The organism is Stenotrophomonas sp. YJH_SMC_54 (assembly GCF_059368435.1).
Genome location: NZ_JCAFRS010000011.1, coordinates 83,475 through 109,395, shown reverse-complemented (window position 1 = coordinate 109,395; position 25,921 = coordinate 83,475). Strand labels below are relative to the sequence as shown.

Sequence of the window (25,921 nt, the reverse complement as noted above, 5' to 3'; positions counted from 1 at the left end):
GGTCAGAGCCCTTTCCGCAGGAAAGGGATCCGACCCCAGGAATCAGCCCGCCTTACTGCAGCAGGTCCCGTACCCGGTAGCTGCCCGGGGCGCGGCCCTGCAGCTGGCGGGCGGCGAACAGGGCGCCGCGGGCGAAAATGTCGCGGTTGGTGGCCCGGTGCACCAGCTCGATGCGCTCGCCCAGCCCGGTGAACTGCACCAGATGCTCGCCGACGATGTCACCAGCGCGCAGGCTGGCATAGTGCGGCTCCGCCCCGCCCCGCTGCGCGGCCGCGCCCAGGGTCAGTGCAGTGCCCGACGGCGCGTCCTTCTTCTGGGTGTGGTGAGACTCGACGATGTCACAGTCCCAGCCGGCCAGCGCCTGCGCCGCGCGCTCGACCAGCTCGTCCAGCACCGCCACGCCCAGGCTGAAGTTCGAGGCCCAGACCAGCGGGATCCTCGCCGCCGCCGCCTCCAGCGCCTGGCGCTGCGTGCTGGAGATGCCGGTAGTGCCCGAGACCAGCCCCGCACCACGTTCCACGCACAGTGCCAGCATCGGGTCGAAACCCTCCGGCAGGCTGAAGTCGATCGCCACGTCGAATGCCGGCGCACCGGGCAGCTCGCTGGCCGCGAAGAACGGTACGCCATCGACCACGCGCTGGGCCGGCGCACGACCCGTCACCGCAGCGGCGATCTGCAGGGTTTCGGGATGTTCGGCGGCCAGCCGCAGCAGGGCCTGGCCCATGCGCCCGGAGGCACCGTGGATGAGCAATCGCAGGGGAGTCTGGTTCATGCCTGCAGGCTAGCGGCAGCACGCCCGCTCCGGCAAGCGCCATCGCTGCTACGCTGCATGCCCTTTCATGCAATGGATGGCAGTTCCCTCATGCAGATCAGTGAACAGCTGGTGCTTGTCACCGGTGCCGGGCGCGGACTTGGCCAGCACATCGCCCGCGCCTTCGCCGCGCAGGGCGCGCGCGTCATCATCAACTACCACCGAAGCGAAGGCGCTGCACGTGCTCTGGCTGCCGAGCTGGGCGGACAGGCGATCGCGCTGCCGGCCGATGTCACTGAGCGCGCCGAGGTCGATGCAATGCTGCAGCACGCCCTCGCCCACTTCGGCCAGGGCGTCACCACCGTAGTCAACAACGCACTGGCAGCGTTCTCGTTCAATGGTGATGCCCGCGACGGCGCCGCCGACATCGGCTGGCCGGCGTTCCAGGCGCAGTTCGACGGCAGCGTGCGCGGCGCGCTGAACACCGTGCAGGCCGCCCTGCCCGGCATGCAGGCCCGTCGCTTCGGTCGGGTGATCAACATCGGCACCAACCTGTTCCAGAATCCGGTGGTGCCCTATCACGACTACACCGCCGCCAAGGCCGCACTGCTGTCGCTGACCCGTACCCTGGCCGGCGACCTCGGCCCGCATGGCATCACCGTGAACATGTTGTCCGGCGGCCTGCTGCGCACCACCGATGCCAGCGCCGCCACGCCGGAAGCAGTGTTCGACTACATCGCCGCCAACACGCCACTGCGCAGCGTCACCACGCCGGCCGAGTTCGCCGATGCCGCGCTGTTCTTCGCCAGCCCATGGTCGCGCGCGGTGACCGGTCAGAACCTGGTGGTCGATGGCGGGCTGGTGCGGGACTGAGTCGATGCGCATCTCCGAAGTCAGCCGCCTGACCGGCGCCAGTGCCAGGGCCATCCGCCTGTACGAGGCGCGCGGACTACTGCCGCCGGTGCCACGCCTGAACCGCTATCGCGACTACAGCGAACAGGACGTGGCCTGGGTGCAGCTGATCCGCCAGGCACTGGGGCTGGGCATCACCCTGGCCGCGATCTCACGCCTGCAGGGCCGCGATGGACGGCTCGACTGGCCAGCGGTACTGGCCTTGCTGGAGGAGCAGCGCGGCCGCATCGCCGACGAGCGGATGCGGCTGGCACAGGTCGAGCGCGACCTGCAGCTGGTCAGCGACGAACTGCAGCAGTGGCTGCACTCCGGCAGCGGCGACTGCATCCTGGAACCCAGCGGCTGCACCACCCCGGTTTGACTCTGCCCCTGGGGCAGACCCCAACCTCGCGCACTTTCCATTGCGCGAGGTTGCCGTGTCCCGTTCCATCCTGATCCTGCTGGGCCATCCTGACCGTGACAGCCTGTGCGGCGCCCTCGCCCAGCGCTATGCCACCGCCGCCGAGAATGCTGGCCACCGGGTGCGCCTGATCGCGCTGGGTGACCTCCAGTTCGACCCGGTACTGCGCCACGGCTACCGTCAGATCCAGCCGCTGGAAGCCGACCTTCAGGACGCCGCGGAAGCGATCGAGGCCTGCGATCACCTGGTGCTGGTCTACCCCACCTGGTGGGGCGCGATGCCGGCACTGCTGAAGAGCTTCTTCGATCGCGTGCTGCTGCCGGGGTACGCCTTCCGCTACCGGCGCGATTCGGTGTGGTGGGACCGGCTGCTGGCCGGGCGCAGCGCGCGGGTGATCACCACGCTGGATACGCCGCCCTGGTACTACCGCTGGATCTACCGCGACCCGGGCATCGCCCAGATCCGCGCCACCATCCTGCAGTTCTGCGGCATCCGCCCGGTGCGTGTCAGCCGCCTTGGCGCTGTACGCAGCAGTACACCGGCACAACGCAGCAAGTGGCTGGCGCTGGCGGCGGAGCTGGGCTCACGGGCCAACTAGCCAGAAGAGCGTGCGAACCAAGGTTCGCACCCACCCGGGGCGTTCGCACGCACCTGGGGCGCTCGTTGCGGGTGTCGCGTTTGCCAATTGACCGCCAGGCACCGCGCCTCAAGGCTGTGGCCCCCTGTTCCGGCCCGGGCAAAGCCCATGAAATCCTCGACTGTCTTCAGCAAGTGCGCCAGGAAGACCGGCTTTGCCGGGACCACGACTACCCGCTACCGCTTGCTGGATGACGCCCTCCTTGTCGTGAATCACCAGCGTGCCAGCGAAAGCCGGGGTTTCTATGTGAATGCTGGACTCTACTTTCCAGAGCTGCTCGAGCATCCCCTCGCACCTGACGATCTTGAAACGGCTTTCAGGTACCGCTCCAGCATTCCCACGCCCCACGTCGACTGGCGGATCGAAGAGACACCAGGCCTGCGCCGGGCCTTCATCCAGCAGGATCTTGAAGACCTGCTGCAGGCTGGTAACCGCGACGGACTGAAAGGCCTGCTGCTCGATGCCCTTGCCGACGTGGCCGGCTTCGCGGCAACCCATGGGAACCGGGAATCGGTGCGGCGATTGAATCGGGATGGACGCTTCCGGGCGATCATCCGCAGAGAGGTCTGAACCCCGGAAGCGTGCGAACCAAGGTTCGCACCCACCAGCGCAGGAGAAGCAGCGTCAGTGCCGCTTCGGCGGAGTCGGCCCGCAACTGTCGCAACCGCCACAGGCACCGCCACTTCCGCTCGCCGGTGGCGCGACCTTCCGCCCCAGCGCCTGCAGCCAGGCGGCGCGACCGGGCTTCAGCAGGGCCAGCGCCAACGCACCGCGCAGCTTGCGCACGGTACCGGGGAACTGCTTCTTCAGCACCACCCAGGCACTGACCAGCACGGCCACCGCGATGATCAGGTACTGGATCAGCAGCCCGGCATCCATCAGCCGCCTCCCAGCGCCCTGGTCACCTGGTAGGTGATCAGCGCGGCCACGTAGGCCGCCGCGAACAGGTAGAACGCAGCGAAGCCCATCTGTTTCCATGAGTTGGTCTCGCGCTTGATGGTGGCCAGCGTCGAGATGCACATCGGGGCGTAGATGTACCAGACCAGCAGCGACAGTGCGGTGGCCAGCGACCAGCCATCGCTGATCAGCGGGGTCAGTGCCTGGCTGGCGGCATCGTCATCGGCTGCCGACAGCGCATACACGGTGGCCAGCGAAGACACCGCCACCTCACGCGCGGCCAGGCCCGGGATCAGCGCGATGCAGATCTGCCAGTTGAAGCCCAGCGGCGCGAAGAACACAGCCATTGCATGGCCGATCTGGCCGGCGTAGCTGTAATCGATCGCGGGCATGGTGGCCCCCGCCGGCGCTGCCGGGAACGACAACAGCACCCACAGCAGGATGGTCAGCGCCAGGATGATGCCGCCAACGCGCTTGAGGAAAATCATGCCGCGCTCGTACAGGCCGACCGCCAGGTCACGCACGTGCGGCAGGCGGTACGACGGCAGTTCCAGCATCAGCGGATGCTCGCTCTTGTCGCGGCGCCACTTCTTCATGATCCACGACATCGCCAGCGCGCTGAGGATGCCGGCCGCGTACAGGCCGAACAGCACCAGGCCCTGCTGGTTGAACACGCCCCATACCGTCTTCTGCGGAATGAACGCACCGATCAGCAGCGCGTACACCGGCAGGCGTGCGGAACAGGTCATCAGCGGCGCCACCAGGATCGTGGCCAGGCGGTCACGCGGGTCCTGGATGCTGCGCGTGGACATGATGCCCGGCACTGCGCAGGCGAAGCTGGACAGCAGCGGGATGAACGAGCGACCGGACAGGCCGGCAGCGGCCATCATGCGGTCGAGCAGGAACGCCGCACGCGGCAGGTAGCCGGATTCCTCCAGCACCAGGATGAAGAAGAACAGGATCAGGATCTGCGGCAGGAACACCACCACGCCACCGACACCGGCGATGATGCCGTCGGTCAGCAGGCTGGCCAGCGGGCCTTCCGGCAGCACGCTGCCGACGAAGGCGCCGAGCCAGGCGAAACCGGCCTCGATGGCGTCCATCAGCGGCGTCGCCCAGGCGTACACGGCCTGGAAGATCAGGAACATCACCACCGCCAGGCTGACCAGGCCGAACACCGGGTGCAGCAGCCAGCGGTCCAGCGCGTCGTCGATCTTCGCGGTCCGCGCCGGCATGCGCACGGCCACCGACAGGATCTCGCGCACCTTGGCGTGGTAATCGATGCCACCTTCCGGGCCCGGCACCGGTGCATCCAGGTGCGGGACCATCGCATCCAGGCGTTCGACCAGGGCCCTGGCGCCCTGCTTGCGCACCGCCACGGTCTCCACTACCGGCACGCCCAGCTCGCGCTCCAGCGCGGCCACGTCCACCTGGATGCCACGGCGCTGGGCCGCATCAACCATGTTCAGCGCCACCACCATCGGCTTGCCCAGCTCGCGCAGTTCCAGCGCGAAGCGCAGGTGCAGGCGCAGGTTGGTGGCGTCGATCACGCACAGCAGCACATCCGGCGCGGCTTCGCCCGGGTAGAAGCCCCGGCACAGGTCACGGGTGATCGCCTCGTCCAGGCTGGCCGGATGCAGGCTGTAGGCGCCCGGAAGGTCGAGTACCGCGAACTCGCGGCCGGACGGCGCACGCAGACGGCCTTCCTTGCGCTCGACGGTGACGCCGGTGTAGTTGGCAACCTTCTGCCGGCTGCCGGTCAGCTGGTTGAACAGTGCGGTCTTGCCGCTGTTGGGGTTACCGACCAGCGCAACGCGCAGGGGGGCGGTAGTGGCAGTAGCAGTCATGCGCGTCGTTCCTGGCTGGCGGCGTCGACCACGACCCGCTTGGCTTCACTGATCCGCAGCGCGAAACGGGTGAACCCGACCTGCACCAGCAGCGGCTCTCCCCCCACCGGACCCTTGGCCACCAGGCGCACTTCCTCGCCCTTCACGAAACCCAGCTCGCGCAAGCGACGGGCGATGGCATCGTTGGCATGCAGGTCCTGCACGGACTCGACCACGGCCGAGGTGTGCAGCGGCAGTTCGGACAGCGTCATCTAGCGCGTTCTCTGCTGGATGTAAATGGTTCTCGATTCTAACATTCCCGCGTCGCGTCATGGCCCATGACCAATGGCCCGCTATGATCCATACAGGTATGGAGTGACCCTGGAATCCCATGAACGATGCTTTGCAGATCGAGCGCAGCGGCGCCGTCCTCACTCTCTGGCTGAACCGGCCGGAGCTGCACAACGCCTTTGACGCCGGGCTGATCGCCCGGCTGACTGCCGCACTGGAGGCCGCCGGCCACGATGCTTCGGTGCGCGCGGTGGTGCTGGCCGGCCACGGCGCCTCCTTCTCGGCAGGTGCCGACATGCAGTGGATGCGCGGCATGGCGGCGGCCAGCGAAGCCGATAACCGCGAGGACTCGCTGGCCCTGGCCCGGCTGATGCGCACCCTGGACGAGCTGCCCAAACCGACCCTGGCCCGGGTCCATGGCGCGGCCTTCGGCGGCGGCGTCGGCCTGGTCGCCTGCTGCGACATCGCCATCGCCAGCACCTCGGCCCGCTTCGGCCTGACCGAAAGCCGCCTGGGCCTGCTGCCGGCGGTGATCTCGCCCTATGTGATCGAAGCCATCGGCCCGCGCCAAGCCCGCCGCTGGTTCGCCACCGGCGAGCATTTTGACGCCGACACCGCGCTGCGCATCGGCCTGGTCCACCAGCTGGTCGAGCCCGAACGCCTGGACGAGGCCGTGCAACGCCAGCTGGCCCTGCTCGACAAGGCCGGCCCGATCGCCTCGTCCACCGCCAAGCAACTGGTCCGCCAGGTCCGCGACAGCCATGACCGCGACACCCTGGATCGCGATAACGCCGCCCTGATCGCGCGCCTGCGGGTGTCGGCCGAGGGCCAGGAAGGCCTGGGCGCCTTCCTCGACAAGCGCGCCCCCCATTGGGTCACGGAAGCCTGAACATGCTCGATCATCTTGGTTTGACCAGCGCCGACCTGGCGCGCAGCAAGGCCTTCTTCCTGCAGGCACTGGCGCCACTGCAGATCGGCGTGGTGATGGAAGTGACCGCCGAACAGACCGGCGCGCACGACCACATCGGCTTCGGCAGCGACGGCAAGCCGTTCTTCTGGCTTGGCAATGGCGGCACCGCCAGCCATGGCGTGCATGTGGCCTTCGCCTGCGCCAGCCGCGACCAGGTGGACGCCTTCCATGCCGCCGCCCTCGCCGCCGGTGGCCGCGACAACGGCGCCCCGGGCCTGCGCCCGTGGTATCACCCGGACTACTACGGCGCCTTCGTGCTGGACCCGGATGGCAACAACATCGAGGCGGTCTGCCACCGCCCTGCCAATGGGGCAACCGCATGAGTGACTACGTCCGCATCGTCGAGGTCGGGCCGCGTGACGGCCTGCAGAACGAGAAGCAGTCGGTCTCCACCGGCGACAAGATCGAACTGATCAACCGCCTGTCGGCCACCGGCCTGCGCAGCATCGAGGCAACCAGCTTCGTCAGCCCGAAGTGGATCCCGCAGCTGGCCGATGCCGCCGAGGTCTATGCCGGCATCCAGCGCCGGCCCGGCATCCACTACCCGGTACTGGTGCCGAACGAACAGGGCTACGACCGCGCCCGTGCGGTGGGCGTCGAGGAAGTAGCGGTGTTCACCGCCGCGTCCGAGGCATTCAACCGCACCAATACCAATGCCGGCATCGATGAATCGCTGGCGCGCTTCGAGCCGATCCTGCGCCGTGCCGCCGCCGATGGCGTGCGCGTGCGCGGCTACGTCTCCACCGTGCTCGGCTGCCCCTACCAGGGCGAAGTGCCGCTGGCTGATGTGGTGCGCGTTGCACGCGCCCTGCACCAGATGGGCTGTTACGAAATTTCGCTGGGCGACACCATCGGCGTCGGCACCCCACGCAAGGCACGGGCGATGCTGCAGGCGGTCGCTGCCGAGATTCCGATGGAAGCACTGGCCGTGCACTTCCACGATACGTACGGCCAGGCCATCGCCAACATCGCCACCTGCCTGGAAGCAGGCGTGCGCGTGGTCGACAGTGCGGTGTCGGGTGCCGGTGGCTGCCCGTATGCCAAGGGCGCCAGCGGCAATGTGGCCAGCGAAGACGTGGTCTACCTGCTGCAGGGCCTCGGCCTGGACAGCGGCGTGGACCTGCCGGCACTGGCCGAGACCGGCCGCTGGCTGGCCGGCCTGCTCGGCCGCGCCACCGCCAGCCGCACCGGGCAGGCGCTGGCCGCCGCCGGTTGACCGCCGCACTGCGCCGCCCCGCAAAGGCGGCGCAGTGCACAACAGCGGCGGTCGCGGCTTCCGTTAGAATCGGCGGTTCTCGAACCTGCAGGACCGTTCAATGCAGCTGTCTTCCGTACGTGCCGTGATCACTGGCGGCGTCTCCGGCCTCGGCCTGGCCGTGGCCCAGCACCTCGTCGCCCAGGGCGGCAAGGTGGCCCTGTTCGACCTCAACGACGACAAGGGCGCTGCCGCCATTGCCGGGCTGGGTGCCGACAAGGCCCGCTATTTCAACGTCAACGTCAGCGATGAGGCGGCGGTGACCGCGGCCATCGACCAGGCCCACGATTTCCTCGGCGGCCTGAACGTGGCGATGAACTGCGCCGGCATCCTGGGCGCCGGCCGCGTGCTGGGCAAGGAAGGCCCGATGCCGCTGGCCGGCTTCCAGGGCACGGTGATGGTGAACCTGGTCGGCAGCTTCAACGTGGCCAAGGCCGCGGCCAACCGCATGCAGCACAACGAAGCGGGCACTGACGGCGAGCGCGGCGTGATCATCAACACCGCCAGCATCGCCGCCTATGAAGGCCAGATCGGCCAGGCCGCGTATGCCGCCAGCAAGGGTGGCGTGGTCTCGATGACGCTGCCCATGGCACGCGAACTGTCGCGCTTCGGCATCCGCGTCAATACGATTGCTCCGGGCGTGTTCTGGACGCCGATGGTCGACGGCATGCCCGAAGCCGTGCAGCAGTCGCTGGCCGCCTCGATTCCGTTCCCGTCGCGCCTGGGCAAGCCGGAAGACTTCGCCAGCCTGGTCGGCTTCATCCTCGGCAACACCTACCTCAACGGCGAGACCATCCGCCTGGACGGCGCTACCCGCCTCGCTCCGAAGTGATTCCCCACGGGCGCCGGGACGGCGCCCTCCCCCAACGACCTAGATCACCATGAAAGCCAACGACATCAAGAAGGGCAACGTCGTCGAGTACAACAACGGCGTGTACCAGATCCGCGACATCGAGCGCAGCTCGCCGCAGGGTCGCGGCGGCAACGTCCGCTTCCGCTTCATCATGTACAGCGTGCCGGGCGGCAACAAGCTCGATGCCAGCTTCGATGCCGACGACAACCTGGTCGAGGTCGAACTGCTGCGCCGCCAGTCCACCTATTCGTACAAGGACGGCGACGCGTTCGTGTTCCTCGATGACGAGGACTACACCCCCTACACCCTGGACGCGGACGTGATCGGCGACGACGCTGGCTACATCACCGATGGCCTGACCGGCATCTACGTGCAGGTGATCGACGAGCAGCCGGTGGCGATCCAGCTGCCGGCCTCGGTGGTGCTGGAAGTGATCGAGACGCCGCCGGAACTGAAGGGTGGCACCGCCACCAAGCGCCCGAAGCCGGCCAAGCTCAACACCGGCATCGAGATCATGGTGCCGGAGTACATCGTCAACGGCGAACGCGTGCTGGTGAACACCGCCACCGGCGAATTCGCGGGCCGTGCCGACTAATCGCCTCGCGCTGATCGGCTGCCTGTCCCTGCCTGCGGCGCATTCGCCGCAGGCAGGCCATCGGATGTAGCAGTCGTGTAGCACCGAGCCCACGCTCGGCTGCTGTGCGTTGGACAGGGACTGCAGCCGAGCGTGGCTCGGCTCTACAGGTAGCTTACGGCTGCTTCGCGCCGAAATTGCCGCAGCCGTGGTACTGGCGGGTGCCGATGGTCAGGTTCACCTTGGCATCGAACGCCTCGCCACTCATGTCGTCCTGGCAGGTCGTGCGCTGGAAGCTGAGCTTGACGTCGGTGCCATCGGACGCCTTGCCACTCCAGCCGTCAGCACCTGCGGTGGGCTGGGCGACATCGAAACGACGCTCACCGTAATCCACTTCCACCTGCAGGCCCGGCGTGTCGCCGTCGACAACCGCCAGCCAGCCCGGCTCATTGCCGGTGGCACGGAACGCGGCATTGCCGGCGCTGCCATCGCCTTCAGTGGCTTCGACCGCATGGCACTCGCGATCGGCTTCGCCCTTCAGGCTCAACAGGCCGTCATCGCTGCCCTTGGTCCAGAAGCTGTTGCCCTTGCCATCGCCGTACTTGGCACCCGACGCCGCACGCTCGGAGCTCATGGCGAAGGTGCGTTCGCCGATCACCACCGTGGCCGCATCCTCGCCATTGAAGGTCGCGCGCACGCTCAGATCACCACACTGGTACGTGGTCTCGCTGCCACCTTCGGTGCTGGCGCTCGGCTGCGGCGCGGCAGGCGGGGCGTCATTGCCGCCTGCGGCGGGCGGCTGGGCCGGCTGGCACGCGGCCAGCACCAACCCGAGGGAGGCTGCCAACAGACTGGGAACTACACGCATGGCTCGACTCCTTGTCGACACTACAGAGAGGCTCGACCCTACCACCTGTCGGTGAGCGGGGCCTGAAAGCGGCCTGACCGCACTCATGCGGCCAGTACCGCCATCGACAACAGCTGCGCGCCGCTTTCGCCGGAACTGCAGGTCCACACCCGCAGCAGGCGCAGTTTCAGCTCGCGCTCCTGGCCCTGCCCGCGCACCGACAAGCGCACGTCGCTGGACAACAATGCCAGGCGTCCGCACAGCAGCGCTTCCACCGCGTACGACTGCAGGCTGCGCACGTGCAGGTTTCCGGCCAGCCAGTCGCCCAGCCACGGCAGGTCGAGCAAGCGTCCGCCCTGCCCGTCCATCATGAACAATGCCGGCGATACCAGCGCGGTCAGCGCATCGTGGTCGTCATCCAGCAATGCCTGCCGCAGGCGCTGTTCCAGCGCTGCCAACTGCCGCTCATGCAGGTCTTCAACGATGTCCCGTTCCATCCACGGATCCTTCCGGCATCGGCCGGCGCCTGCGCAGGCGTTGCGCGATCCACTGCCGCGCGCCCTGCACCACTACATAGAAGACCGGCACGAAGAACACCGCCAGCACCGTCGCACTGACCATGCCGCCGAACACACCGGTTCCAATCGCCTGCTGGGTTTCCTTCGACGCGCCCTGCGCCAGCATCAGCGGCACGACGCCCAGCGCGAATGCCAACGAGGTCATCACGATCGGCCGCAGGCGCAGCCGCGCCGCCTCCAGCGCTGCTTCAACCAGGCCGCGACCCTGCTGCTGCAGCTGGCGCGCGAACTCGACGATGAGGATCGCGTTCTTCGCCGACAGCCCGATCACGGTGATCATGCCGACCTTGAAGAACACGTCGTTGGGCATGCCCCGCAACAGCACCGCAGCAACCGCACCGAGCAGGCCCAGCGGCACCACCAGCATCACCGCCAGCGGGATCGACCAGCTCTCGTACAGTGCCGCCAGCACCAGGAACACCACCAGCATCGACAACAGCAGCAACCACGGCGCCTGCGCACCGGACTCCCGCTCCTGCAGCGACTGGCTGGTCCACTGCAGGGCAAAACCGGACGGCAGCTTCTCCGCCAACCGCTCCATCTCCGCCATGGCCTGGCCGGTCGACACGCCGGAGGCCGGTGCGCCGGACAGGTTCAGCGCCGGGAAGCCGAGATAGCGCTGCAGCTGCAGCGGCGCCTCGGTCCAGTGCGGCGTCACCAGTTCCGACAACGCCACCATGCCGCCTTCGCTGTTGCGCACGTACAGCCTCAGCACATCCTCCAGCTCCATCCGGTGGGGTGCATCGGCCTGCAGGATCACCTGCTGCAGCCGCCCCTTGTTGGGGAAGTCGTTGACGTACTGCGAGCCCATCGCCGCCGACAGCGTGCTGCTGATCTGCTCGAACCCCACGCCCATCGCCTCGGCCTTGGCGCGATCGATGTCCAGCCGCACGCTGGTACCTGCCGGCAGGCCATCGGCATGCACCTCCGACAGCAGCGGACTGGCCTCGGCCAGCTTCAGCAGCTGCTGCAGGGCCGCACGCAGCTCGGCCTGGCTCTGCCCGGTGCGCGCCTGCAGCGCCAGCGAGAAGCCGGACGAACGGCCCAGGCTGTCGATCGCCGGCGGCATCACGCTCATCACCTCGCCCTCGGCAATCGTCGCCATCGCCTTCTGCGCGGCCTCCACTTCGCCGGCCGCGGTGGCCCCTGCACGCTCGCCCCAGTCCTTCAGCATCGTGTAGGTCAGCGCCGCGCTCGGGCCGGAACCGGAGAAGCTGTAGCCGAGGATCGACTGGTTGGAGCCGATGCCCGGGCGTGACGCCACGTGCCGTTCGTAGGCTTCGACCACGGCCAGCGTGCGTTCGGCGGTGGCTTCGGCCGGCAGCTGGATCGAGGTCATGAAGTAGCCCTGGTCCTCTTCCGGCAGGAAGGCGCCCGGCAGCCAGTGCAGGCCCAGCAGCAGCGCCGCCACCAGCGCGGCGAACACGCCCATGACCCGCCCGCTCCGCTGCAGCACCGACGCCACGCCACGCTGGTAGCGCCCGGTCATCCGTTCGAAGCCACGATTGAAGGCGCCGAACAGACCGCCCCGACCATGGTGGCCATGGGTGTTCGGGCGCAGCAGGGTCGCGCACAGCGCCGGCGTCAGGCTCAATGCCAGCAGCGCCGAGAACAGGATCGACACCGCCATCGCCACGGTGAACTGGCGGTAGATCGCACCCACCGAGCCGCTGGCCAGCGCCATCGGAATGAACACCGCGGTCAGCACCAGGGTGATGCCGATCACCGCACCGGTCAGTTCGCGCATCGCCTTGATGGTGGCCTCGCGCGGCGGCAGGCCTTCCTCGGCCATGATCCGTTCCACGCCCTCGACAACCACGATGGCGTCGTCGACGATGATGCCGATCGCCAGCACCATGCCGAACATGGTCAGCACGTTGATCGAGAAGCCCAGCGCCAGCATCACCGCGAAGGTGCCCAGCAACGCGATCGGTGCGACCAGTGCCGGAATCAGCGTGTAGCGCCAGTTCTGCAGAAACAGGTACATCACTGCGAACACCAGCAGCATCGCCTCCAGCAGCGTCTGCACCACCTTCTGGATCGAGATCTTGACGAACGGTGCGGTGTCGAACGGAATGCTCGCCTCCACGCCGCGCGGCAACAGCGGCGCCAGCTCGGCCATGCGCTCGCGCACCGCCGACGCGGTGCGAACCGCGTTCGCGCCAGGACGCAGCTGCACGCCGGCGGCGGTGGCCGGATGACCATCCTCGCGGGTGCCCCAGGCATAGCTCTGCGCGCCCAGTTCAACGCGGGCGACATCGCCCAGCACCACCCGCGAGCCGTCGGCCCCGGCGCGCAGCACGATGGCAGCGAACTGCTCCGGCGTGGACAGCTGGCCATCGGCACTCAGCGGCACGGTGATGCGCTGGCCCGGAACACCCGGAGAATCGCCGATGCGCCCCGGCGAGATCTCCAGGTTCTGCTGCTCGATGGCAGCGGCCACGTCACCCATGGTCAGCCCATAGCCGGTCAACCGGGTCGGGTCCAGCCACACGCGCATCGCCTGTTCGGCACCGAACAGCTGCACGCGGCCGACGCCATCGATGCGGCGCAGCTCCTCGATGATGTTGCGCGCCATGAAGTCGCCCAGTGCGGCCTCGCTGACGCTGGCATCCGGCGAACGCAGGCCGACCAGCATCAGGAAACCGGAATCGGCGGCCTCCACGAACAGGCCGTTCTGGCGCACGCTGCGCGGCAGGCGCGGCTCGATCGCCTTGATCCGGTTCTGCACGTCCACCTGCGCCAGCTCCGGGTTGGTGCCCGGCTTGAAGGTGGCGGTGATCGAGGCTTCGCCGGACGTGTCCACCGACGACTCGAAGTACAGCAGGTGCTTGACGCTGGACAGCTCGCGCTCGATCAGGCCGACCACCGCGTCATTCAGCGTCTGCGGGCTCGCACCCGGGTAACTGGCATAGATGCTGACGCTGGGCGGGGCAACCGCCGGATAGCGCTCCACCGCCAGCCGCGGGATCGCCAGCACACCGGCCAGGATGATGAAGATCGCCAGCACCCAGGCGAACACCGGGCGATCGATGAAGAAACGTGCCATGTTGGATTTTCCTGGAGGGACCGGCCCGGTAGAGGCTCAGCCCTTGCTGCCGGCCTGCACCGCGCCGGCGCTGGCGACCGGCATCTGCCAATCGCGCGCATCGACCACCACGCCTTCCTGCAGGCGTTCCTGGCCTTCGACCACCACCTTTTCGCCCGCCTTCAGGCCGGTGCGCACCAGCCATTGGCGATCGACACTACCGTCCACTTCCAGCGTGCGGATCACCGCCTTGCCATCGCCACCGATCACCCAGGCATAGGCCTGGCCACCGGCACTGCGCAGCACGGCCTGCTGTGGCACGGTCAGTGCGCTGGCCGGCGCACCCCGCGGCACCTTCGCGCGCACGTACATGCCGGGCAGCAGCTGGCGCTGCGGGTTGTCGACCAGGATGCGCAGGATCACATCACCGGTGCGCGCATCGACATTGATGCCGGAGAACAGCATCTGGCCACGTTCGGGCAGCGGCTTGCCGGCCGCACCGATGATCGTCACCGGCAGCTCGCCGCCACCGGCACTGCGTTGCAGCGACTCGAGCTGCGCCGCTGGCTGGCGCACATCGACGTAGACCTGGTCGATCTGCTGCACCACCGCCATCGGCTCGGCATCGGCCACGCCGACCAGTGCACCTTCGGTCACCAGCGCCTGGTCGATGCGGCCGGCAATCGGCGCGCTGACCGTGGCATAGCGCAGATCGAGCTGGCGACGCGCCAGGATCGCGCGCGCTTCGTTCACCGCGGCACGGGCCTGTTCGTACTCGGCACTGGCATCGTCGCGGTGCTGCTGGCTGACCGCCTGCGCGGCCGCCAGCGCATGCAGGCGCTGCGACTGCACGCGGCTGCGGCCCAGGGCTGCCTCACTGCGCTGCAGCGCGGCCAGTGCCGAGTCGACATCGGCACGGAACGCCGCCGGATCGATCTGGAACAGGGCCTGGCCGGCGCGCACTTCCGCACCCTGCTCAAACAGCCGGCGCTGCACGATGCCGCCCACCTGGGCACGGATCTGTGCGGTGCGTACGGCGGCCACGCGGCCGGGCAGTTCGTCATCGCGCTGCACGACCTGCGGGCCGACAGTGACCACGCTGACGCGCGGTGCCGCTTCGGGCGTGGCTTCGGGGGCGGAGCAGGCCGTCATGGCCAGGGCGAGGGCCGCGATCAACGCGACCGGAGTCCTGAAGGTTCTCATTGCTGTGCACAATGCCGCGCGGGCGGCTGATAGGTTCTGAAGCGTGCAGTCTGCGGGGCGATGATGGGGTTTCGATGGAGGAACTGTGGAGATACGATGGAGGCAAGCACCTTAAGGCCCCGCCCCTGCATGCATGCCTCCCCTGCCCTCGCCGCCCTCGTCCTGATCGTCGAGGATGAGGCCGAGATCGCCGATATTCTTACCGCCTACCTGGAACGCGAAGGACTACGCACCCTGCGTGCCGCCGATGGCCACAGTGCACTGGACCTGCACCGCAGCGCCCGCCCCGACCTGGTCCTGCTCGACGTACAACTGCCGCGGCTGGATGGCTGGAGCGTACTGACCCAGCTACGCCAGCGCGGCGAAACGCCGGTGATCATGCTGACCGCGCTGGACCAGGACCTGGACAAGCTGACTGCGCTGCGCATGGGCGCCGACGACTACGTGGTCAAGCCGTTCAATCCAGCCGAAGTGGCAGCGCGCGTGCGCGCCGTGCTGCGGCGTACGCTGCGTGGCTCGCGCGTGGACGCACCGACCGCACTGCGCGCGGGCCCGTTGCTGATCGACTCGGCCACCCATGCCGTGCATGTGGAAGGCGACGGCTACAGCCACGAAGTGCTGCTCACCCTCACCGAGTTCAAGCTGCTGCACTGCATGGCGCTGGCGCCGACCCGCATCTTCAGCCGCAGCGAACTGATGCACGAATGCCTGCCGGAAAGCGAGGCGCTGGAGCGCACGGTCGACAGCCATGTCAGCAAGCTGCGCCGCAAGCTGGATGAAGTGGGCATGGTCAATGTTCCGGCCAGCGTGCGCGGTGTCGGCTACCGGTTGATGGCCGACCGCTGATGGCCCGCCTGCGCCGCTCCGGGCTCAGTCGCCACATCATCGTCTCGATGTCGCTGATGGTGATCGGCGTCATCGTGATGATGATCCTGTCATCGTGGCTGCTGTACGCGGTGCTGGTCGAGTTCTTCCCCGGCAGTGCCGAAGAGCCGGAAAGCTGGCTGCCGACCGGGCCGGAGCTGGCATGGATGGTCGGGGTGATCCTGACCGGCCTGGCACTGGCCATCGCCGCCTCGTTCCGCCTTGCCCACCGCATCCTGTCGCCGTTGAATTCGCTGGTCGACAGCGTGCGCGCGCTTGCCGGCGGCGACCTCGGTGCGCGCGCCAGCGCCCAGGAAAACTCGCCCGGCGAAGTGGCCACCCTGGTCGAGGATTTCAATGCGATGGCGCGCCGCCTGCAGCACATGGAGAGCGAGCGCGCGATGTGGCATGCGGCCATTGCCCATGAACTAAGGACTCCGGTGACGATCCTGCGTGGTCGCCTGCAGGGGCTGGCCGAGGGCGTGTTCCAGCCAGACGAATCCCAGTTCCGCAGCCTGCTGGCACAGGTCGAAGGCCTCTCACGCCTGATCGAGGATCTGCGCGTGTTGAGCCTGTCCGACAACGCGCGGTTGGACGTACGCCGCGCGCGCACCGACGTGGTGGCCGAAGTGCATTCGGTGATGACCCTGGTCGACCCGCAGTTCCGCGCCGCCGGCTTCGTGCTGGAGCTGGAAACCAGCCGCGAGGAACACAACGCGCACTGTGACCCGACACGCTTGCGCCAGGCCCTGCTGGCACTGCTGGAGAATGCGCGTCGCTACGCCAGCCCGGGCAAGGTGCGGATTGCCGTGCACGACACGCCCGGACACGTGCAGGTGGCGATCGAGGACGAAGGCCCGGGCATCGACCCGGAACTTCACACCGACATCTTCACTCCGTTCATGCGCGCCGACGGCTCGCGCTCGCGCCAGGGCGGCGGCAGCGGGCTGGGCCTGGCGGTGGTCAAGGCCATCGCCGATGCACATGGCGGGCGCGTCTACTGCACGCCCGGCAGCGCCGGCGGCAGCCGCTTCGTCATCGAGCTTCCGCGCCAGTAGCCGGCAGCCTGGCCTGTTCGCGCAGGTGCGCGCCGAGTGTGGTCAGATTGGCGTCGATCGCATCCATTTCGTCGCGCTGCGGCGCCGGCAGCGTCTGGCGCAGCTGTACGCGCAGCGCCTGCCACGCCGGCACCGCCTGCGCACTGGCGGTGGCCACGACCTCGGACAACAGCGCCTGCTCATCGGCAAGCGGCAACCCGTAGCCATCGTCGACCAGCAGCGTACCCGGGCGCAGCCATTGCCCACCCTGCTCCAGCAGCTGGCGCAGGCCGCGCGTCTCGGCACTGTCCGGTGCCGCCAGCAGGCGCCGTTTCAGCACATCGCGCGCGCGCAGTTCGGCGCGGCGTTGCGCAGCCTGTTCCAGCAGCAGCAGCCCGGCGCTGGCACGCAGGTCACCCTGCAGCAGCCAGGGCGCACGCTGCTGTGCGGGCAGCTTCAGCCAGGCGCGCACATCGCGCACCGGCAGATCCAGCTGCGAAGCCGCCACATCGAACAACTGCTGGTAATGGTCGCGTGCCGAGGCGAAGTAGTAGCCCTGCGCCTGCGCGGAATCCCGATCAGCCAGCACCTGCTCATCCAGTACCTGCAATCGCGCCAGCCGACGCTTCAACCCGCGCGGACTCAGCTGGGCCAGCCCGGCCTCCCCCAGGCGCGGCACGCCCGCCTGCAGCAGCTTTGCGGTTTCCACCGCGCAGTTGTTGCTGACGAAGTAATAGCGCCCGTCGTAGCTCCAGTGCACCTGTGCAGTGCGCTCGAGCAGGCCGGCGATCTCGCCGGGCGACAACTGCAACGGCAGCGACTGCAACCCACGCAGTTCCACCTTGGTGTACTCGTCCACCACCTGCTGCAGCGGCAGCACGAACAGCCGCGAGGGATAGCCGCCGGTCAGGCCACGCCAGTTGGAAATCTGCACATCACCCACGAATGCGCGGAACGACAGCACGCGGTGGTGCTCCAGGTCCAGGCGGCAGTCCGGCCCCGGCGCACGGCCCGGCCGGCAGATCACCAGCCGCAGCATGCTGTGCCCCCAGCGGCTCATCGGCTGCGCACTGCCTTCGGCGAACAGGTAGTCCACGGCGTAGACGCGCGAAGGATCGAGCTGCAGCAGCGATGCCGCACCCTCTTCCGATTCGGCCTGCAGCAATGGCAACGTGGCCGCGCAGTGCGACTGCGGCAGCGATGGCGGGGTTCCGAAATGGGCCTGGTACCACTGCGCCAGCGCCGGGCGCCGGCAGGCAAACTCGCTGTCGAGCACGAAATGCTCGGCGTTCACTGCCAGGTACTCGGCCGGATCCTTCAGTTCATAGGCATCCGGACTACGGTCACGGAAGTCGTTGCCACCACGGCCGAGATGCCAGGGCTTGCGCTGCCATCCGGCCAGGTCGCGCCAGCGCGCACTGCGCGACCAGTTCGCGCCGCTACGGTCTGCAACATGGGTCAGTTCATGCACCAGCGCGCTGCGTCGTGCACGGCGTGCGCCGGGCACGGCATCATCCAGCAGCTCGCGACGCAGGTCGATGCGGCCGGCGAAAGCGCGACCGTGCACATCGGCCGGCAGGTGGTCGCTCCAGCGCACCTGCACGTGTGCTGGCAGTGAGCGCAGCAGGCCATCTGGCAGCAGGGACTGCACGTCGGCCAGGGTCTGCATCGCCACCTGCTGCTGTGCAGGGCTCAGCCCTTCCGGATCCAGGCGCAGGTCGCTGCTGGCATGTGCGGCCGGAACGGCCAGCAGTAGAGCCAGGCCATGCCTGGCTGCGTTCCGTGCAGATGTCATGGCGTTGCCAGCCAGCGGCCGGCACTACCCGGGATCAACGCGCCAGCAGCGCGCGGGCCAGTTCCAGGTCGCTCTGCTGCTGCGCGGCAGCGCTCTGCTCACGCAGGTGGACCAGCGCGGCCTGCAGGCGGGCGCCACGGATCTGGCCGTCGCTGGCGATGAACGCGGCGGCATCGTCGCGTGCGGCCTGCACCACCTTGTCGTCGCCCGAGCTGCTGGCCGAAGAGCCCGACGATGCACCGGTGGCGGAACCGGCCGAGGTGCCGGCGAAGCTGGAAGCGAAGCCGGCCAGCGGCAGGGACAGCAGGGCGAGCAGCAGAAGCGGACGGGTCATCGGTTCGAAGCCGGTTGTGAGGATGCGTGGAGCGTAACGGGTGCGTGAAGGATTTGCCCGGCTCAAACGTCGAACAGCTTGCCGGGATTCAGCCGCGCTTGGGGATCGAACGCACGTTTGACCGCCTTCATCAGGGCGATCTCGGCCGGGCCGCGGGTGCTGTCCAGGTAGCCCTTCTTGACCAGGCCGATGCCGTGTTCAGCCGAGATGCTGCCATCGAACCGGGCCAGCACCTGCGCCAGCAGCTTGGTCACATGCTCGCACTGCGCCACGAAATCGGCGTCGCTGGTGTCATCGGGCTTGAGCACGTTGATGTGCAGGTTGCCGTCACCGATATGACCGAACCACACCACATCGAAGTGCGGGTAGGCCTGCCCGATCAATGCCTGGGTCTCGGCCAGGAACGCCGGCATCGCCGAGATCCGCACCGAGACGTCGTTCTTGTAGGGCTTGTAGCGCGCCAGCGATTCGGTGATGCCTTCGCGCAGGCGCCACAACTGGGCGGCCTGGGCATCGCTGGCACTGATCACGCCGTCGCTGACCCAGCCGTTGCCCATGCAGTCCTCGAAGGCCGCCATCGCCGCCGCTTCCTGCGCTTCGTCGTTGGCGGCGAACTCGGTGACCACGTAATACGGGTGCACCTCGTCGAACGGTGCCTGCGCACCATGCGCCAGCACGTGCTCCAGCGCGCGATCAGTGAAGAATTCGAAGGCCTGCAGCTGCAGCCGTGCGCGGAACGCGGCGAATACCTGCATCAGCACTTCGAAGCTGGGCAGCGCCAGCAGCATCACGTTGCTGGCCGGCGGCGGATCGGTCAGCTTCACCGTCGCTTCGACGATCACGCCCAGCGTGCCTTCCGAACCGATCAGCAGCTGGCGGAAGTCATAGCCGCTGGAGTTCTTGATCAGGCCCTTGTTGAGCTCCAGCAACTCGCCACTGGCGGTGACCACCTTCAGCCCGGCGATCCACTCGCGGGTGTTGCCGTAACGGATCACGCGGATGCCACCGGCATTGGTGGCGATGTTGCCGCCGATCGTGCAGGAACCACGCGCGGCGAAATCCACCGGGTAGATCAGGCCGTGGTCCAGCGCGGCGTTGTGCACGGCTTCCAGCGGCATGCCGGCCTGCACCACCAGGGTGCGATCGACCGCGTCGTAGGCCAGCGCCTTGTTCATCCGTTCCAGGCTGAGCACCAGCTCGCCGTTGGCAGCCACCGCGCCACCGGAGAGGCCGGTACGGCCGCCGGACGGCACCACGGCCACGCCCTCGCCCGCACTCCAGCGCATCACCGCCTGCACTTCCTCGACCGTGGCCGGCAGTGCGATCGCCAACGGCGCCGGCGTCCAGCGCCGGGTCCAGTCGCGCCCGTAATGCTCCAGGTCGGCCGGGTCGGTCTTCAGCTTCAGGCCGGGACAGGCCTGCTGCAGCGAGGCAATGCGGGAATCGGTCATGACGGTCCAGCGCGGGGCGTGAAGAACGGGCAAGCGTGCCAGCGGCACGCGCCAGCGTCCAGCCCTGCCGCGCTGCAGATAGCTACGGATGCAACCAATTGCGCACTGCACCATGGGCGCTTCGATCTGGCATAGTGGTCAGCCCCTGTCCCACTGGCCGTGTCGCCCCATGTCGCCGAAGAAGACCTCGTTCCCCAAGCAGGATATCCGCGTGCTGTTGCTGGAGGGGGTCAGCCAGACCGCCGTGGAGGTGTTCAGCGCCGCCGGCTACAGCCAGATCGAGGCGCACACCAAGGCACTGCCCGAGGACGAACTGAAGGCGCGCATCGCCGAGGCGCACATCGTCGGCATCCGTTCGCGCACCCAGCTCAGCGCCGAGGTGCTGGCCGAGGCCAAGCGCCTGATCGCGGTGGGCTGCTTCTGCATCGGCACCAACCAGGTCGACCTGGACGCGGCCGAGCTGGCCGGCATCCCGGTGTTCAACGCGCCCTATTCCAACACCCGCAGCGTGGCCGAGCTGGTGATTGCCGAGGCCATCATGCTCACCCGTGGCATTCCGCAGAAGAATGCCGAGTGCCATCGCGGCGGCTGGTCGAAGTCGGCCAGCGGCAGCCATGAGGTGCGTGGCAAGACCCTGGGCATCATCGGCTATGGCCACATCGGCACCCAAGTCGGCGTGCTGGCCGAATCGCTGGGCATGCAGGTGATCTTCCACGACGTGGAAACCAAGCTGGCGCTGGGCAATGCGCGTGCTGCGGCCAGCCTGGACGACCTGCTGGCCCGCGCCGACATCGTCACCCTGCATGTGCCGGAGACCCCGGCCACGCAGTGGATGATCGGCAGCACCGAGCTGGCGAAGATGCGCAAGGGCGCGCACCTGATCAACGCCGCGCGCGGCACCGTGGTCGACATCGATGCGCTGGACGCGGCCCTGGCCAGCGGCCACGTCGGCGGTGCCGCGCTGGACGTGTTCCCGGTCGAGCCGAAGGGCAATGGCGATATCTTCGAATCGCCGCTGACCCGCCACGACAATGTGATCCTGACCCCGCACGTGGGCGGCAGCACGCTGGAGGCGCAGGACAACATCGGCGTGGAGGTGGCGGCCAAGCTGGTGCGCTACAGCGACAACGGCAGCACCCTGTCGGCGGTCAACTTCCCGGAAGTGACCCTGCCCGAACACGAAGACAGCCTGCGCCTGCTGCACATCCACCAGAACGTGCCGGGCGTGCTGTCCAAGGTCAACGAGATCTTCTCGCGCCACAACGTCAACATCGACGGCCAGTTCCTGCGCACCGACCCGAAGGTGGGTTACGTGGTGATCGACATCACCGCCAGCGAGGCACAGGCCGCCGCCGTGCGCGACGAACTGGCCGCGATTCCGGGCACGCTGCGGACGCGCATCCTGTATTGAAAAAAGGGGACGGAGGGGATTAAGTCGTTAGCGGCACATGCGCTATAAACGACTTAATCCCCTCCGTCCCCTTTTACCTCAACGTGCCAGCCAGCGTCGCGCCATGCGCTGCATGGACTCGTCCGATTGCGGATCGGACGCGACTTCGGTCACCGGCCGCCATGCCAGGTCAAGTGACTCCTCGCTGAGCACGAAGGCCTCGCCACCCAGCGCCCGGATCACGAAACGCACGTCGTAGTGCCAGTGCCCCGGCACGTCCTTGCGCTCCGGAATCCAATGCTTGTCCAGATCGAAGATGGCCGGGTCTTCCAGTACCAGGCCGCTCAGGCCCGACTCCTCCTCGGCTTCCTTCAGCGCCACCTGGGCCAGGTCGCGGTCGCCGTCGGCGTGGCCGCCCAGCTGCAGCCAGCGCTGCAGCTTGCGGTGATGGGTCAGCAGCAGGCGCTGGCCATCGGCACTGACCAGCCAGCAGCTGGCGGTGAAGTGGCCGGCCAGCCGTTCACGCCGGAACGGATCTTCCGGATCGTCCAGCAATGTGCCGAATTCGGCAGCCAGTGCGTCGTGGGCAGGCTCACGGCGGGCATAGTCCCGCAGCAGGCCACGCAAGCGATCGTCAAGCACGGCAAGGGTTTCGGCGGTCTGGCGCATGAATGGGGGCGGTCTGGAAAAATACTGCTCATTATCGCCGTTCATTGTTGCGATTGCGCTTGTGCGTTGGCTTCAGCTTTGGCTAAGGTACAGCGGGCCGTTCGCGCGGCCTTCACCATTCCAGGGTTGCCGGCAACGTATCGGCGGCCCACCCCATCCGATCACTAGGAAGTACTGCATGCTGAAAGCTCTGTTGAGGGTCAAGCCGGTTGAACCGGCCGGGCACGTCGATGCCGGCGAACCCATCGAAGGCAGCCTGGACGGCGAAGCCACGCTGAAACGGACCCTCACGGCTAAACACCTCATCCTGCTTGGCGTGGGTGCGGTGATCGGCGCTGGTATCTTCGTGCTGACCGGCCAGGCCGCGGCCAACCATGCCGGCCCGGCGGTGATGCTTTCGTTCGTGCTGGCCGGTTTCGCCTGTGCCCTGGCGGGCCTGTGCTACGCCGAGTTCGCGGCGATGATGCCGGTCTCCGGCAGTGCCTACTCGTACTCCTACGCCACCCTGGGCGAAGGCATGGCCTGGTTCATCGGCTGGTGCCTGGTGCTGGAGTACCTGTTCGCCTCGGCCTCGGTCGCGGTGGGCTGGTCGGCGTACCTGATCAGCTTCATCACCACCACCTTGCACATGCCGTTCCCGGACCTGCTCAGCGCCGCGCCCATCGCCTGGACCGGCAGCGAGTTCGTCTCCTCCGGCAAGCTGTTCAACCTGCCGGCGGTGCTGATCGTGGCGGCGGTGTCCGGCCTGCTGTACGTGGGCGTGACCCAGTCGGCCTTCGTCAACGCCATCATCGTGGCAATCAAGGTCACCGTCATCTGCCTGTTCATCGGCATCGGCGCGGCCCATATCGACCCGGCCAACTGGCAGCCGTTCATCCCGGAAAACACCGGCGTGCCGGGTGAGTTCGGCTGGAGCGGCATCTTCCGCGCCGCCACCATCGTGTTCTTCGCCTACATCGGCTTCGACGCGGTCTCCACCGCCGCCGGTGAAACCAAGGACCCACAGCGCAACATGCCGATCGGCCTGCTCGGCTCGCTGGCGGTGTGCACGATCGTCTACATCATCGTCTGCGCGGTACTGACCGGCATGATGCCGTACCACCTGCTGGGCACCGACAAGCCGGTGGCCACCGCGCTGGAGCCCTACCCGACCCTGTCCTGGCTGAAGACGTTCGTGGAAATCGGCGCCATCGCCGGCCTGTCCTCGGTGGTGCTGGTGATGATGATGGGCCAGACCCGCATCGCCTACACCATCTCCCGCGACGGCCTGCTGCCGAAGTTCTTCGGCAAGGTCCACGCCCGCTTCCGCACCCCGTACGTCGCCACCATCGTGGTCGGCGTGATCGCTGCCGCGCTGGCCGGCCTGGTGCCGCTGAACGTGCTCGGCGAACTCGTCTCGATGGGCACCCTGCTGGCCTTCGCCACCGTCTGCGTCGGCGTGCTGGTGCTGCGCTATACCAAGCCGGACCTGCACCGCCCGTTCCGCGTGCCGATGGTCTGGATCATCTGCCCGCTCGGCGCTGCCACCTGCCTGTTCCTGTTCTGGCAGGCGTTCGTGGTGCATTGGCACCTGTTCGTTGGCTGGACCCTGCTCGGCCTGCTGATCTACCTGGGCTACGGCATCCGCAACAGCAAGCTTGCCAAGTCGCCCTGATCCGCCTACGGGCCGGCCTCGCGCCGGCCCGTCCGTTTTCCCCGCGCGCCGCCCGTGGCGCGCTTCGACAAGACCACCACACATGTTCAAGCAACTGTGGGCCACCAAGCACCCGCATGCCGCCCATGAAGAGGCCAACGGCCTGAGCCTGCGCCGCCACCTCGGCCCCTGGGGCCTGACTGCCCTCGGTATCGGCGCGGTGATCGGCGGCGGCATCTTCGTCATCACCGGCCAGGCCGCCGCCAACCACGCCGGCCCGGCCATCATGCTGTCGTTCGTACTGGCCGCCGTCTGTTGCGCCTTCTGCGCACTGGCCTATGCCGAATTCGCCTCGATGGTGCCGGTCTCCGGCAGCGCCTACACCTACACCTACGCCACCTTCGGCGAGCTCTCGGCCTGGTTCATCGGCTGGATGCTGGTGCTCGAGTACGGCGTCTCCGCCTCGGCGGTCGCGGTCAGCTGGACCGGCTATTTCCTGAGCCTGCTCAGCCAGTTCGACATCCATCTACCGGCGGCGCTGGTCAGCGCCCCACTCGATGCACAGCTGCGCCCCACCGGCGCGATCGCCAACCTGCCGGCCGCTGCGCTGGTACTGCTGCTGACCTGGCTGTGCTACGTCGGCATCAGCAAGTCCTCGGCGATGAACATGGCGATGGTCGTGCTCAAGACCGGCCTGATCCTGCTGGTCATCGTGGTCGGCTGGAAGTATGTGGACACCAGCAACTGGACCCCGTTCATTCCCGCCAACGAAGGGCCTGGCAAGTACGGCATGGAAGGCGTACTGCGTGGCGCGGCGATGGTGTTCTTCGCCTACATCGGCTTCGAAGCGGTGTCGGTGGCGGCGCAGGAATCGAAGAATCCGCAGCGTGACATGCCGTTCGGCATGATGCTGTCGCTGGTGATCTGCACCGTGCTGTACATCGCGATGGCTGCGGTGATGACCGGCCTGGTGCCGTTCCAGCTGCTCGGCACCGACGAGCCGGTGGTGACTGCCGTGGCCGCGCATCCGCAGCTGGGCTGGCTGCGCTGGGTGGTCGAGGTCGGCGCGCTGGTCGGCCTGTCCTCGGTGGTGCTGGTGATGATCATCGGCCAGCCGCGCATCTTCATGATCATGGGTCGCGACGGCCTGCTGCCGCCGGTGTTCACCAGGATCCACCCGAAGTACCGCACTCCGCACATCAACACCGTGATCACCGGCATCGGCATCGCGCTGCTGGCGGCGCTGTTCCCGCTGGACATCCTGGGCGAGCTGACCTCGATGGGCACGCTGATCGCGTTCGCCGCAGTCTGCGCCGGCGTGCTGATCCTGCGCCGTACCCAGCCGGACCTGCCGCGCCCGTTCCGCATGCCGATGGCGTGGCTGATCTGCAGCCTGGGCGTGCTGAGTTGCCTTGCCCTGCTGTCGGCGATGACGATGCACAACTGGATGCTGATGGGGGTGTGGACGTTCGTCGGTTTCGTGATCTATTTCTGCTACGGGTTCCGGCACAGCCGCCTGCGGGTGAAGTAAAGGGATTGCAGGGCCTGCGGCCCTGCACCCGCCTTTGAAGCCGGAGCAACGGCAACAGCCGGGCTGAGGGTTTGGCGGGGAGGGGCGAGATTGCGGGGGGCGCTGCAAGTACATCCCTGTAAGCTCGGTCGCCGCATCCATGCGGCTCACGCCCCCGCAACCTCACCCCTCCCCACCTTCGACACTCTCCCGGCG

The 25,921-nt window shown here is 67.8% G+C and carries 26 protein-coding genes; 14 read left to right on the top strand and 12 right to left on the bottom strand.

Features of this window, described 5'->3' with window-relative positions:
• Positions 1-52 precede the first annotated feature (52 nt).
• Positions 53-772 (bottom strand): 4-hydroxy-tetrahydrodipicolinate reductase, encoded by a 720-nt coding sequence (gene dapB, locus AC5P5S_RS13940; protein WP_005409480.1) that lies wholly within the window; start codon positions 770-772, stop codon positions 53-55.
• 90 nt (positions 773-862) lie between these two features.
• Between dapB and AC5P5S_RS13935 the strand changes: the two genes are divergently transcribed.
• The 4 genes from AC5P5S_RS13935 (at position 863) to AC5P5S_RS13920 (ending at position 3,270) form a co-directional block, all read left to right on the top strand.
• Positions 863-1,624 (top strand): 3-oxoacyl-ACP reductase, encoded by a 762-nt coding sequence (locus AC5P5S_RS13935; protein WP_414490314.1) that lies wholly within the window; start codon positions 863-865, stop codon positions 1,622-1,624.
• A 4-nt stretch (positions 1,625-1,628) separates the two neighbouring features.
• Positions 1,629-2,024, top strand: coding sequence for a MerR family transcriptional regulator (locus tag AC5P5S_RS13930; RefSeq protein ID WP_062605883.1), 396 nt, complete (start codon positions 1,629-1,631; stop codon positions 2,022-2,024).
• A gap of 55 nt (positions 2,025-2,079) precedes the next feature.
• Positions 2,080-2,661 carry an NAD(P)H-dependent oxidoreductase gene (locus tag AC5P5S_RS13925; protein ID WP_062605885.1) on the top strand — a complete coding sequence of 194 codons (582 nt, stop codon included), beginning with the start codon at positions 2,080-2,082 and terminating at the stop codon, positions 2,659-2,661.
• 147 nt (positions 2,662-2,808) lie between these two features.
• Positions 2,809-3,270, top strand: coding sequence for a DUF4304 domain-containing protein (locus tag AC5P5S_RS13920; protein ID WP_012480065.1), 462 nt, complete (start codon positions 2,809-2,811; stop codon positions 3,268-3,270).
• A gap of 54 nt (positions 3,271-3,324) precedes the next feature.
• On the opposite strand, the gene AC5P5S_RS13915 is transcribed toward AC5P5S_RS13920, so the two are convergent.
• The 3 genes from AC5P5S_RS13915 to AC5P5S_RS13905 are packed head-to-tail and all read right to left on the bottom strand — an operon-like array spanning position 3,325 to position 5,695.
• Entirely contained in the window at positions 3,325-3,579 is a 255-nt protein-coding gene (locus AC5P5S_RS13915) for a DUF6587 family protein (RefSeq protein ID WP_005409475.1), read from the bottom strand.
• Complete coding sequence (gene feoB, locus AC5P5S_RS13910; RefSeq protein ID WP_062605887.1) at positions 3,579-5,444, bottom strand: ferrous iron transporter B; 1,866 nt, start codon at positions 5,442-5,444, stop codon at positions 3,579-3,581. Before feoB ends, AC5P5S_RS13915 begins: the two co-directional genes overlap by 1 nt.
• Positions 5,441-5,695 carry a FeoA family protein gene (locus AC5P5S_RS13905; RefSeq protein ID WP_005409473.1) on the bottom strand — a complete coding sequence of 85 codons (255 nt, stop codon included), beginning with the start codon at positions 5,693-5,695 and terminating at the stop codon, positions 5,441-5,443. The genes feoB and AC5P5S_RS13905 overlap by 4 nt, the downstream gene beginning before the upstream one ends.
• Before the next feature lie 119 nt (positions 5,696-5,814).
• Here AC5P5S_RS13905 and AC5P5S_RS13900 point away from each other — a divergent pair, with 119 nt between their 5' ends.
• From AC5P5S_RS13900 to yeiP, 5 genes are all read left to right on the top strand, one after another.
• Positions 5,815-6,603, top strand: coding sequence for an enoyl-CoA hydratase/isomerase family protein (locus AC5P5S_RS13900; RefSeq protein WP_005409472.1), 789 nt, complete (start codon positions 5,815-5,817; stop codon positions 6,601-6,603).
• 2 nt (positions 6,604-6,605) lie between these two features.
• Positions 6,606-7,007 carry a VOC family protein gene (locus AC5P5S_RS13895; protein WP_005409471.1) on the top strand — a complete coding sequence of 134 codons (402 nt, stop codon included), beginning with the start codon at positions 6,606-6,608 and terminating at the stop codon, positions 7,005-7,007.
• Complete coding sequence (locus tag AC5P5S_RS13890; RefSeq protein WP_012480063.1) at positions 7,004-7,900, top strand: hydroxymethylglutaryl-CoA lyase; 897 nt, start codon at positions 7,004-7,006, stop codon at positions 7,898-7,900. The genes AC5P5S_RS13895 and AC5P5S_RS13890 overlap by 4 nt, the downstream gene beginning before the upstream one ends.
• 100 nt (positions 7,901-8,000) lie before the next feature.
• The gene (locus AC5P5S_RS13885) at positions 8,001-8,771 is read left to right on the top strand and encodes an SDR family oxidoreductase (protein WP_005409469.1); all 771 of its coding nucleotides are present in this window, start codon (positions 8,001-8,003) and stop codon (positions 8,769-8,771) included.
• A 49-nt stretch (positions 8,772-8,820) separates the two neighbouring features.
• Positions 8,821-9,387, top strand: coding sequence for an elongation factor P-like protein YeiP (gene yeiP, locus AC5P5S_RS13880; protein WP_005409468.1), 567 nt, complete (start codon positions 8,821-8,823; stop codon positions 9,385-9,387).
• Positions 9,388-9,541: 154 nt separating this feature from the next.
• On the opposite strand, the gene AC5P5S_RS13875 is transcribed toward yeiP, so the two are convergent.
• From AC5P5S_RS13875 to AC5P5S_RS13860, 4 genes are all read right to left on the bottom strand, one after another.
• Entirely contained in the window at positions 9,542-10,234 is a 693-nt protein-coding gene (locus AC5P5S_RS13875) for a COG3650 family protein (protein WP_005413200.1), read from the bottom strand.
• Positions 10,235-10,317: 83 nt separating this feature from the next.
• Entirely contained in the window at positions 10,318-10,710 is a 393-nt protein-coding gene (locus AC5P5S_RS13870; protein WP_062605889.1) for a nuclear transport factor 2 family protein, read from the bottom strand.
• Positions 10,691-13,840, bottom strand: a complete 3,150-nt coding sequence (locus AC5P5S_RS13865; protein WP_062605891.1) for a multidrug efflux RND transporter permease subunit — start codon at positions 13,838-13,840, stop codon at positions 10,691-10,693. The genes AC5P5S_RS13870 and AC5P5S_RS13865 overlap by 20 nt, the downstream gene beginning before the upstream one ends.
• Positions 13,841-13,876: 36 nt before the next feature.
• Complete coding sequence (locus AC5P5S_RS13860) at positions 13,877-15,022, bottom strand: efflux RND transporter periplasmic adaptor subunit (protein WP_024958332.1); 1,146 nt, start codon at positions 15,020-15,022, stop codon at positions 13,877-13,879.
• A gap of 129 nt (positions 15,023-15,151) precedes the next feature.
• On the opposite strand from AC5P5S_RS13860, the gene AC5P5S_RS13855 reads away from it, so the two are divergent.
• Both AC5P5S_RS13855 and AC5P5S_RS13850 read left to right on the top strand, forming a co-directional pair.
• On the top strand, positions 15,152-15,868 hold the full coding sequence (locus tag AC5P5S_RS13855; protein ID WP_005413196.1) for a response regulator: 717 nt from the start codon (positions 15,152-15,154) through the stop codon (positions 15,866-15,868).
• A complete protein-coding gene (locus AC5P5S_RS13850) occupies positions 15,868-16,944 on the top strand; it encodes an ATP-binding protein (RefSeq protein ID WP_005409462.1) in 1,077 nt (358 codons plus the stop codon). Before AC5P5S_RS13855 ends, AC5P5S_RS13850 begins: the two co-directional genes overlap by 1 nt.
• Here the strand turns inward: AC5P5S_RS13850 and AC5P5S_RS13845 are convergent.
• The 3 genes from AC5P5S_RS13845 to AC5P5S_RS13835 all read right to left on the bottom strand — a co-directional run bounded on the left by AC5P5S_RS13845 (position 16,922) and on the right by AC5P5S_RS13835 (position 20,503).
• Entirely contained in the window at positions 16,922-18,718 is a 1,797-nt protein-coding gene (locus AC5P5S_RS13845; RefSeq protein WP_062605893.1) for an Lnb N-terminal periplasmic domain-containing protein, read from the bottom strand. The two genes, AC5P5S_RS13850 and AC5P5S_RS13845, sit on opposite strands and share 23 nt — an antisense overlap.
• A 34-nt stretch (positions 18,719-18,752) precedes the next feature.
• The gene (locus AC5P5S_RS13840; protein WP_005409460.1) at positions 18,753-19,052 is read right to left on the bottom strand and encodes a DUF2388 domain-containing protein; all 300 of its coding nucleotides are present in this window, start codon (positions 19,050-19,052) and stop codon (positions 18,753-18,755) included.
• Positions 19,053-19,114: 62 nt separating this feature from the next.
• Positions 19,115-20,503 carry an FAD-binding oxidoreductase gene (locus AC5P5S_RS13835; protein ID WP_024958330.1) on the bottom strand — a complete coding sequence of 463 codons (1,389 nt, stop codon included), beginning with the start codon at positions 20,501-20,503 and terminating at the stop codon, positions 19,115-19,117.
• A 169-nt stretch (positions 20,504-20,672) separates the two neighbouring features.
• Between AC5P5S_RS13835 and serA the strand changes: the two genes are divergently transcribed.
• Positions 20,673-21,914, top strand: coding sequence for a phosphoglycerate dehydrogenase (gene serA, locus AC5P5S_RS13830; protein WP_005409458.1), 1,242 nt, complete (start codon positions 20,673-20,675; stop codon positions 21,912-21,914).
• 78 nt (positions 21,915-21,992) lie between these two features.
• On the opposite strand, the gene AC5P5S_RS13825 is transcribed toward serA, so the two are convergent.
• Positions 21,993-22,607, bottom strand: a complete 615-nt coding sequence (locus tag AC5P5S_RS13825; protein ID WP_081113736.1) for an NUDIX hydrolase — start codon at positions 22,605-22,607, stop codon at positions 21,993-21,995.
• Between the two features lie 133 nt (positions 22,608-22,740).
• On the opposite strand from AC5P5S_RS13825, the gene AC5P5S_RS13820 reads away from it, so the two are divergent.
• Both AC5P5S_RS13820 and AC5P5S_RS13815 read left to right on the top strand, forming a co-directional pair.
• On the top strand, positions 22,741-24,216 hold the full coding sequence (locus AC5P5S_RS13820) for an amino acid permease (RefSeq protein ID WP_005409456.1): 1,476 nt from the start codon (positions 22,741-22,743) through the stop codon (positions 24,214-24,216).
• An 82-nt stretch (positions 24,217-24,298) separates the two neighbouring features.
• Complete coding sequence (locus AC5P5S_RS13815) at positions 24,299-25,726, top strand: amino acid permease (protein ID WP_062605899.1); 1,428 nt, start codon at positions 24,299-24,301, stop codon at positions 25,724-25,726.
• Positions 25,727-25,921: the final 195 nt, after the last annotated feature.

Bases quoted from the DNA above. Each gene is read 5' to 3' on its own strand.
- dapB (WP_005409480.1), bottom strand. From the start codon at position 772: ATGAACCAGACTCCCCTGCGATTGCTCATCCACGGTGCCTCCGGGCGC.
- AC5P5S_RS13935 (WP_414490314.1), top strand. From the start codon at position 863: ATGCAGATCAGTGAACAGCTGGTGCTTGTCACCGGTGCCGGGCGCGGA.
- AC5P5S_RS13930 (WP_062605883.1), top strand. From the start codon at position 1,629: ATGCGCATCTCCGAAGTCAGCCGCCTGACCGGCGCCAGTGCCAGGGCC.
- AC5P5S_RS13920 (WP_012480065.1), top strand. From the start codon at position 2,809: ATGAAATCCTCGACTGTCTTCAGCAAGTGCGCCAGGAAGACCGGCTTT.
- AC5P5S_RS13915 (WP_005409475.1), bottom strand. From the start codon at position 3,579: ATGGATGCCGGGCTGCTGATCCAGTACCTGATCATCGCGGTGGCCGTG.
- feoB (WP_062605887.1), bottom strand. From the start codon at position 5,444: ATGACTGCTACTGCCACTACCGCCCCCCTGCGCGTTGCGCTGGTCGGT.
- AC5P5S_RS13905 (WP_005409473.1), bottom strand. From the start codon at position 5,695: ATGACGCTGTCCGAACTGCCGCTGCACACCTCGGCCGTGGTCGAGTCC.
- AC5P5S_RS13900 (WP_005409472.1), top strand. From the start codon at position 5,815: ATGAACGATGCTTTGCAGATCGAGCGCAGCGGCGCCGTCCTCACTCTC.
- AC5P5S_RS13895 (WP_005409471.1), top strand. From the start codon at position 6,606: ATGCTCGATCATCTTGGTTTGACCAGCGCCGACCTGGCGCGCAGCAAG.
- AC5P5S_RS13890 (WP_012480063.1), top strand. From the start codon at position 7,004: ATGAGTGACTACGTCCGCATCGTCGAGGTCGGGCCGCGTGACGGCCTG.
- AC5P5S_RS13885 (WP_005409469.1), top strand. From the start codon at position 8,001: ATGCAGCTGTCTTCCGTACGTGCCGTGATCACTGGCGGCGTCTCCGGC.
- yeiP (WP_005409468.1), top strand. From the start codon at position 8,821: ATGAAAGCCAACGACATCAAGAAGGGCAACGTCGTCGAGTACAACAAC.
- AC5P5S_RS13875 (WP_005413200.1), bottom strand. From the start codon at position 10,234: ATGCGTGTAGTTCCCAGTCTGTTGGCAGCCTCCCTCGGGTTGGTGCTG.
- AC5P5S_RS13870 (WP_062605889.1), bottom strand. From the start codon at position 10,710: ATGGAACGGGACATCGTTGAAGACCTGCATGAGCGGCAGTTGGCAGCG.
- AC5P5S_RS13865 (WP_062605891.1), bottom strand. From the start codon at position 13,840: ATGGCACGTTTCTTCATCGATCGCCCGGTGTTCGCCTGGGTGCTGGCG.
- AC5P5S_RS13860 (WP_024958332.1), bottom strand. From the start codon at position 15,022: ATGAGAACCTTCAGGACTCCGGTCGCGTTGATCGCGGCCCTCGCCCTG.
- AC5P5S_RS13855 (WP_005413196.1), top strand. From the start codon at position 15,152: ATGCATGCCTCCCCTGCCCTCGCCGCCCTCGTCCTGATCGTCGAGGAT.
- AC5P5S_RS13850 (WP_005409462.1), top strand. From the start codon at position 15,868: ATGGCCCGCCTGCGCCGCTCCGGGCTCAGTCGCCACATCATCGTCTCG.
- AC5P5S_RS13845 (WP_062605893.1), bottom strand. From the start codon at position 18,718: ATGACATCTGCACGGAACGCAGCCAGGCATGGCCTGGCTCTACTGCTG.
- AC5P5S_RS13840 (WP_005409460.1), bottom strand. From the start codon at position 19,052: ATGACCCGTCCGCTTCTGCTGCTCGCCCTGCTGTCCCTGCCGCTGGCC.
- AC5P5S_RS13835 (WP_024958330.1), bottom strand. From the start codon at position 20,503: ATGACCGATTCCCGCATTGCCTCGCTGCAGCAGGCCTGTCCCGGCCTG.
- serA (WP_005409458.1), top strand. From the start codon at position 20,673: ATGTCGCCGAAGAAGACCTCGTTCCCCAAGCAGGATATCCGCGTGCTG.
- AC5P5S_RS13825 (WP_081113736.1), bottom strand. From the start codon at position 22,607: ATGAACGGCGATAATGAGCAGTATTTTTCCAGACCGCCCCCATTCATG.
- AC5P5S_RS13820 (WP_005409456.1), top strand. From the start codon at position 22,741: ATGCTGAAAGCTCTGTTGAGGGTCAAGCCGGTTGAACCGGCCGGGCAC.
- AC5P5S_RS13815 (WP_062605899.1), top strand. From the start codon at position 24,299: ATGTTCAAGCAACTGTGGGCCACCAAGCACCCGCATGCCGCCCATGAA.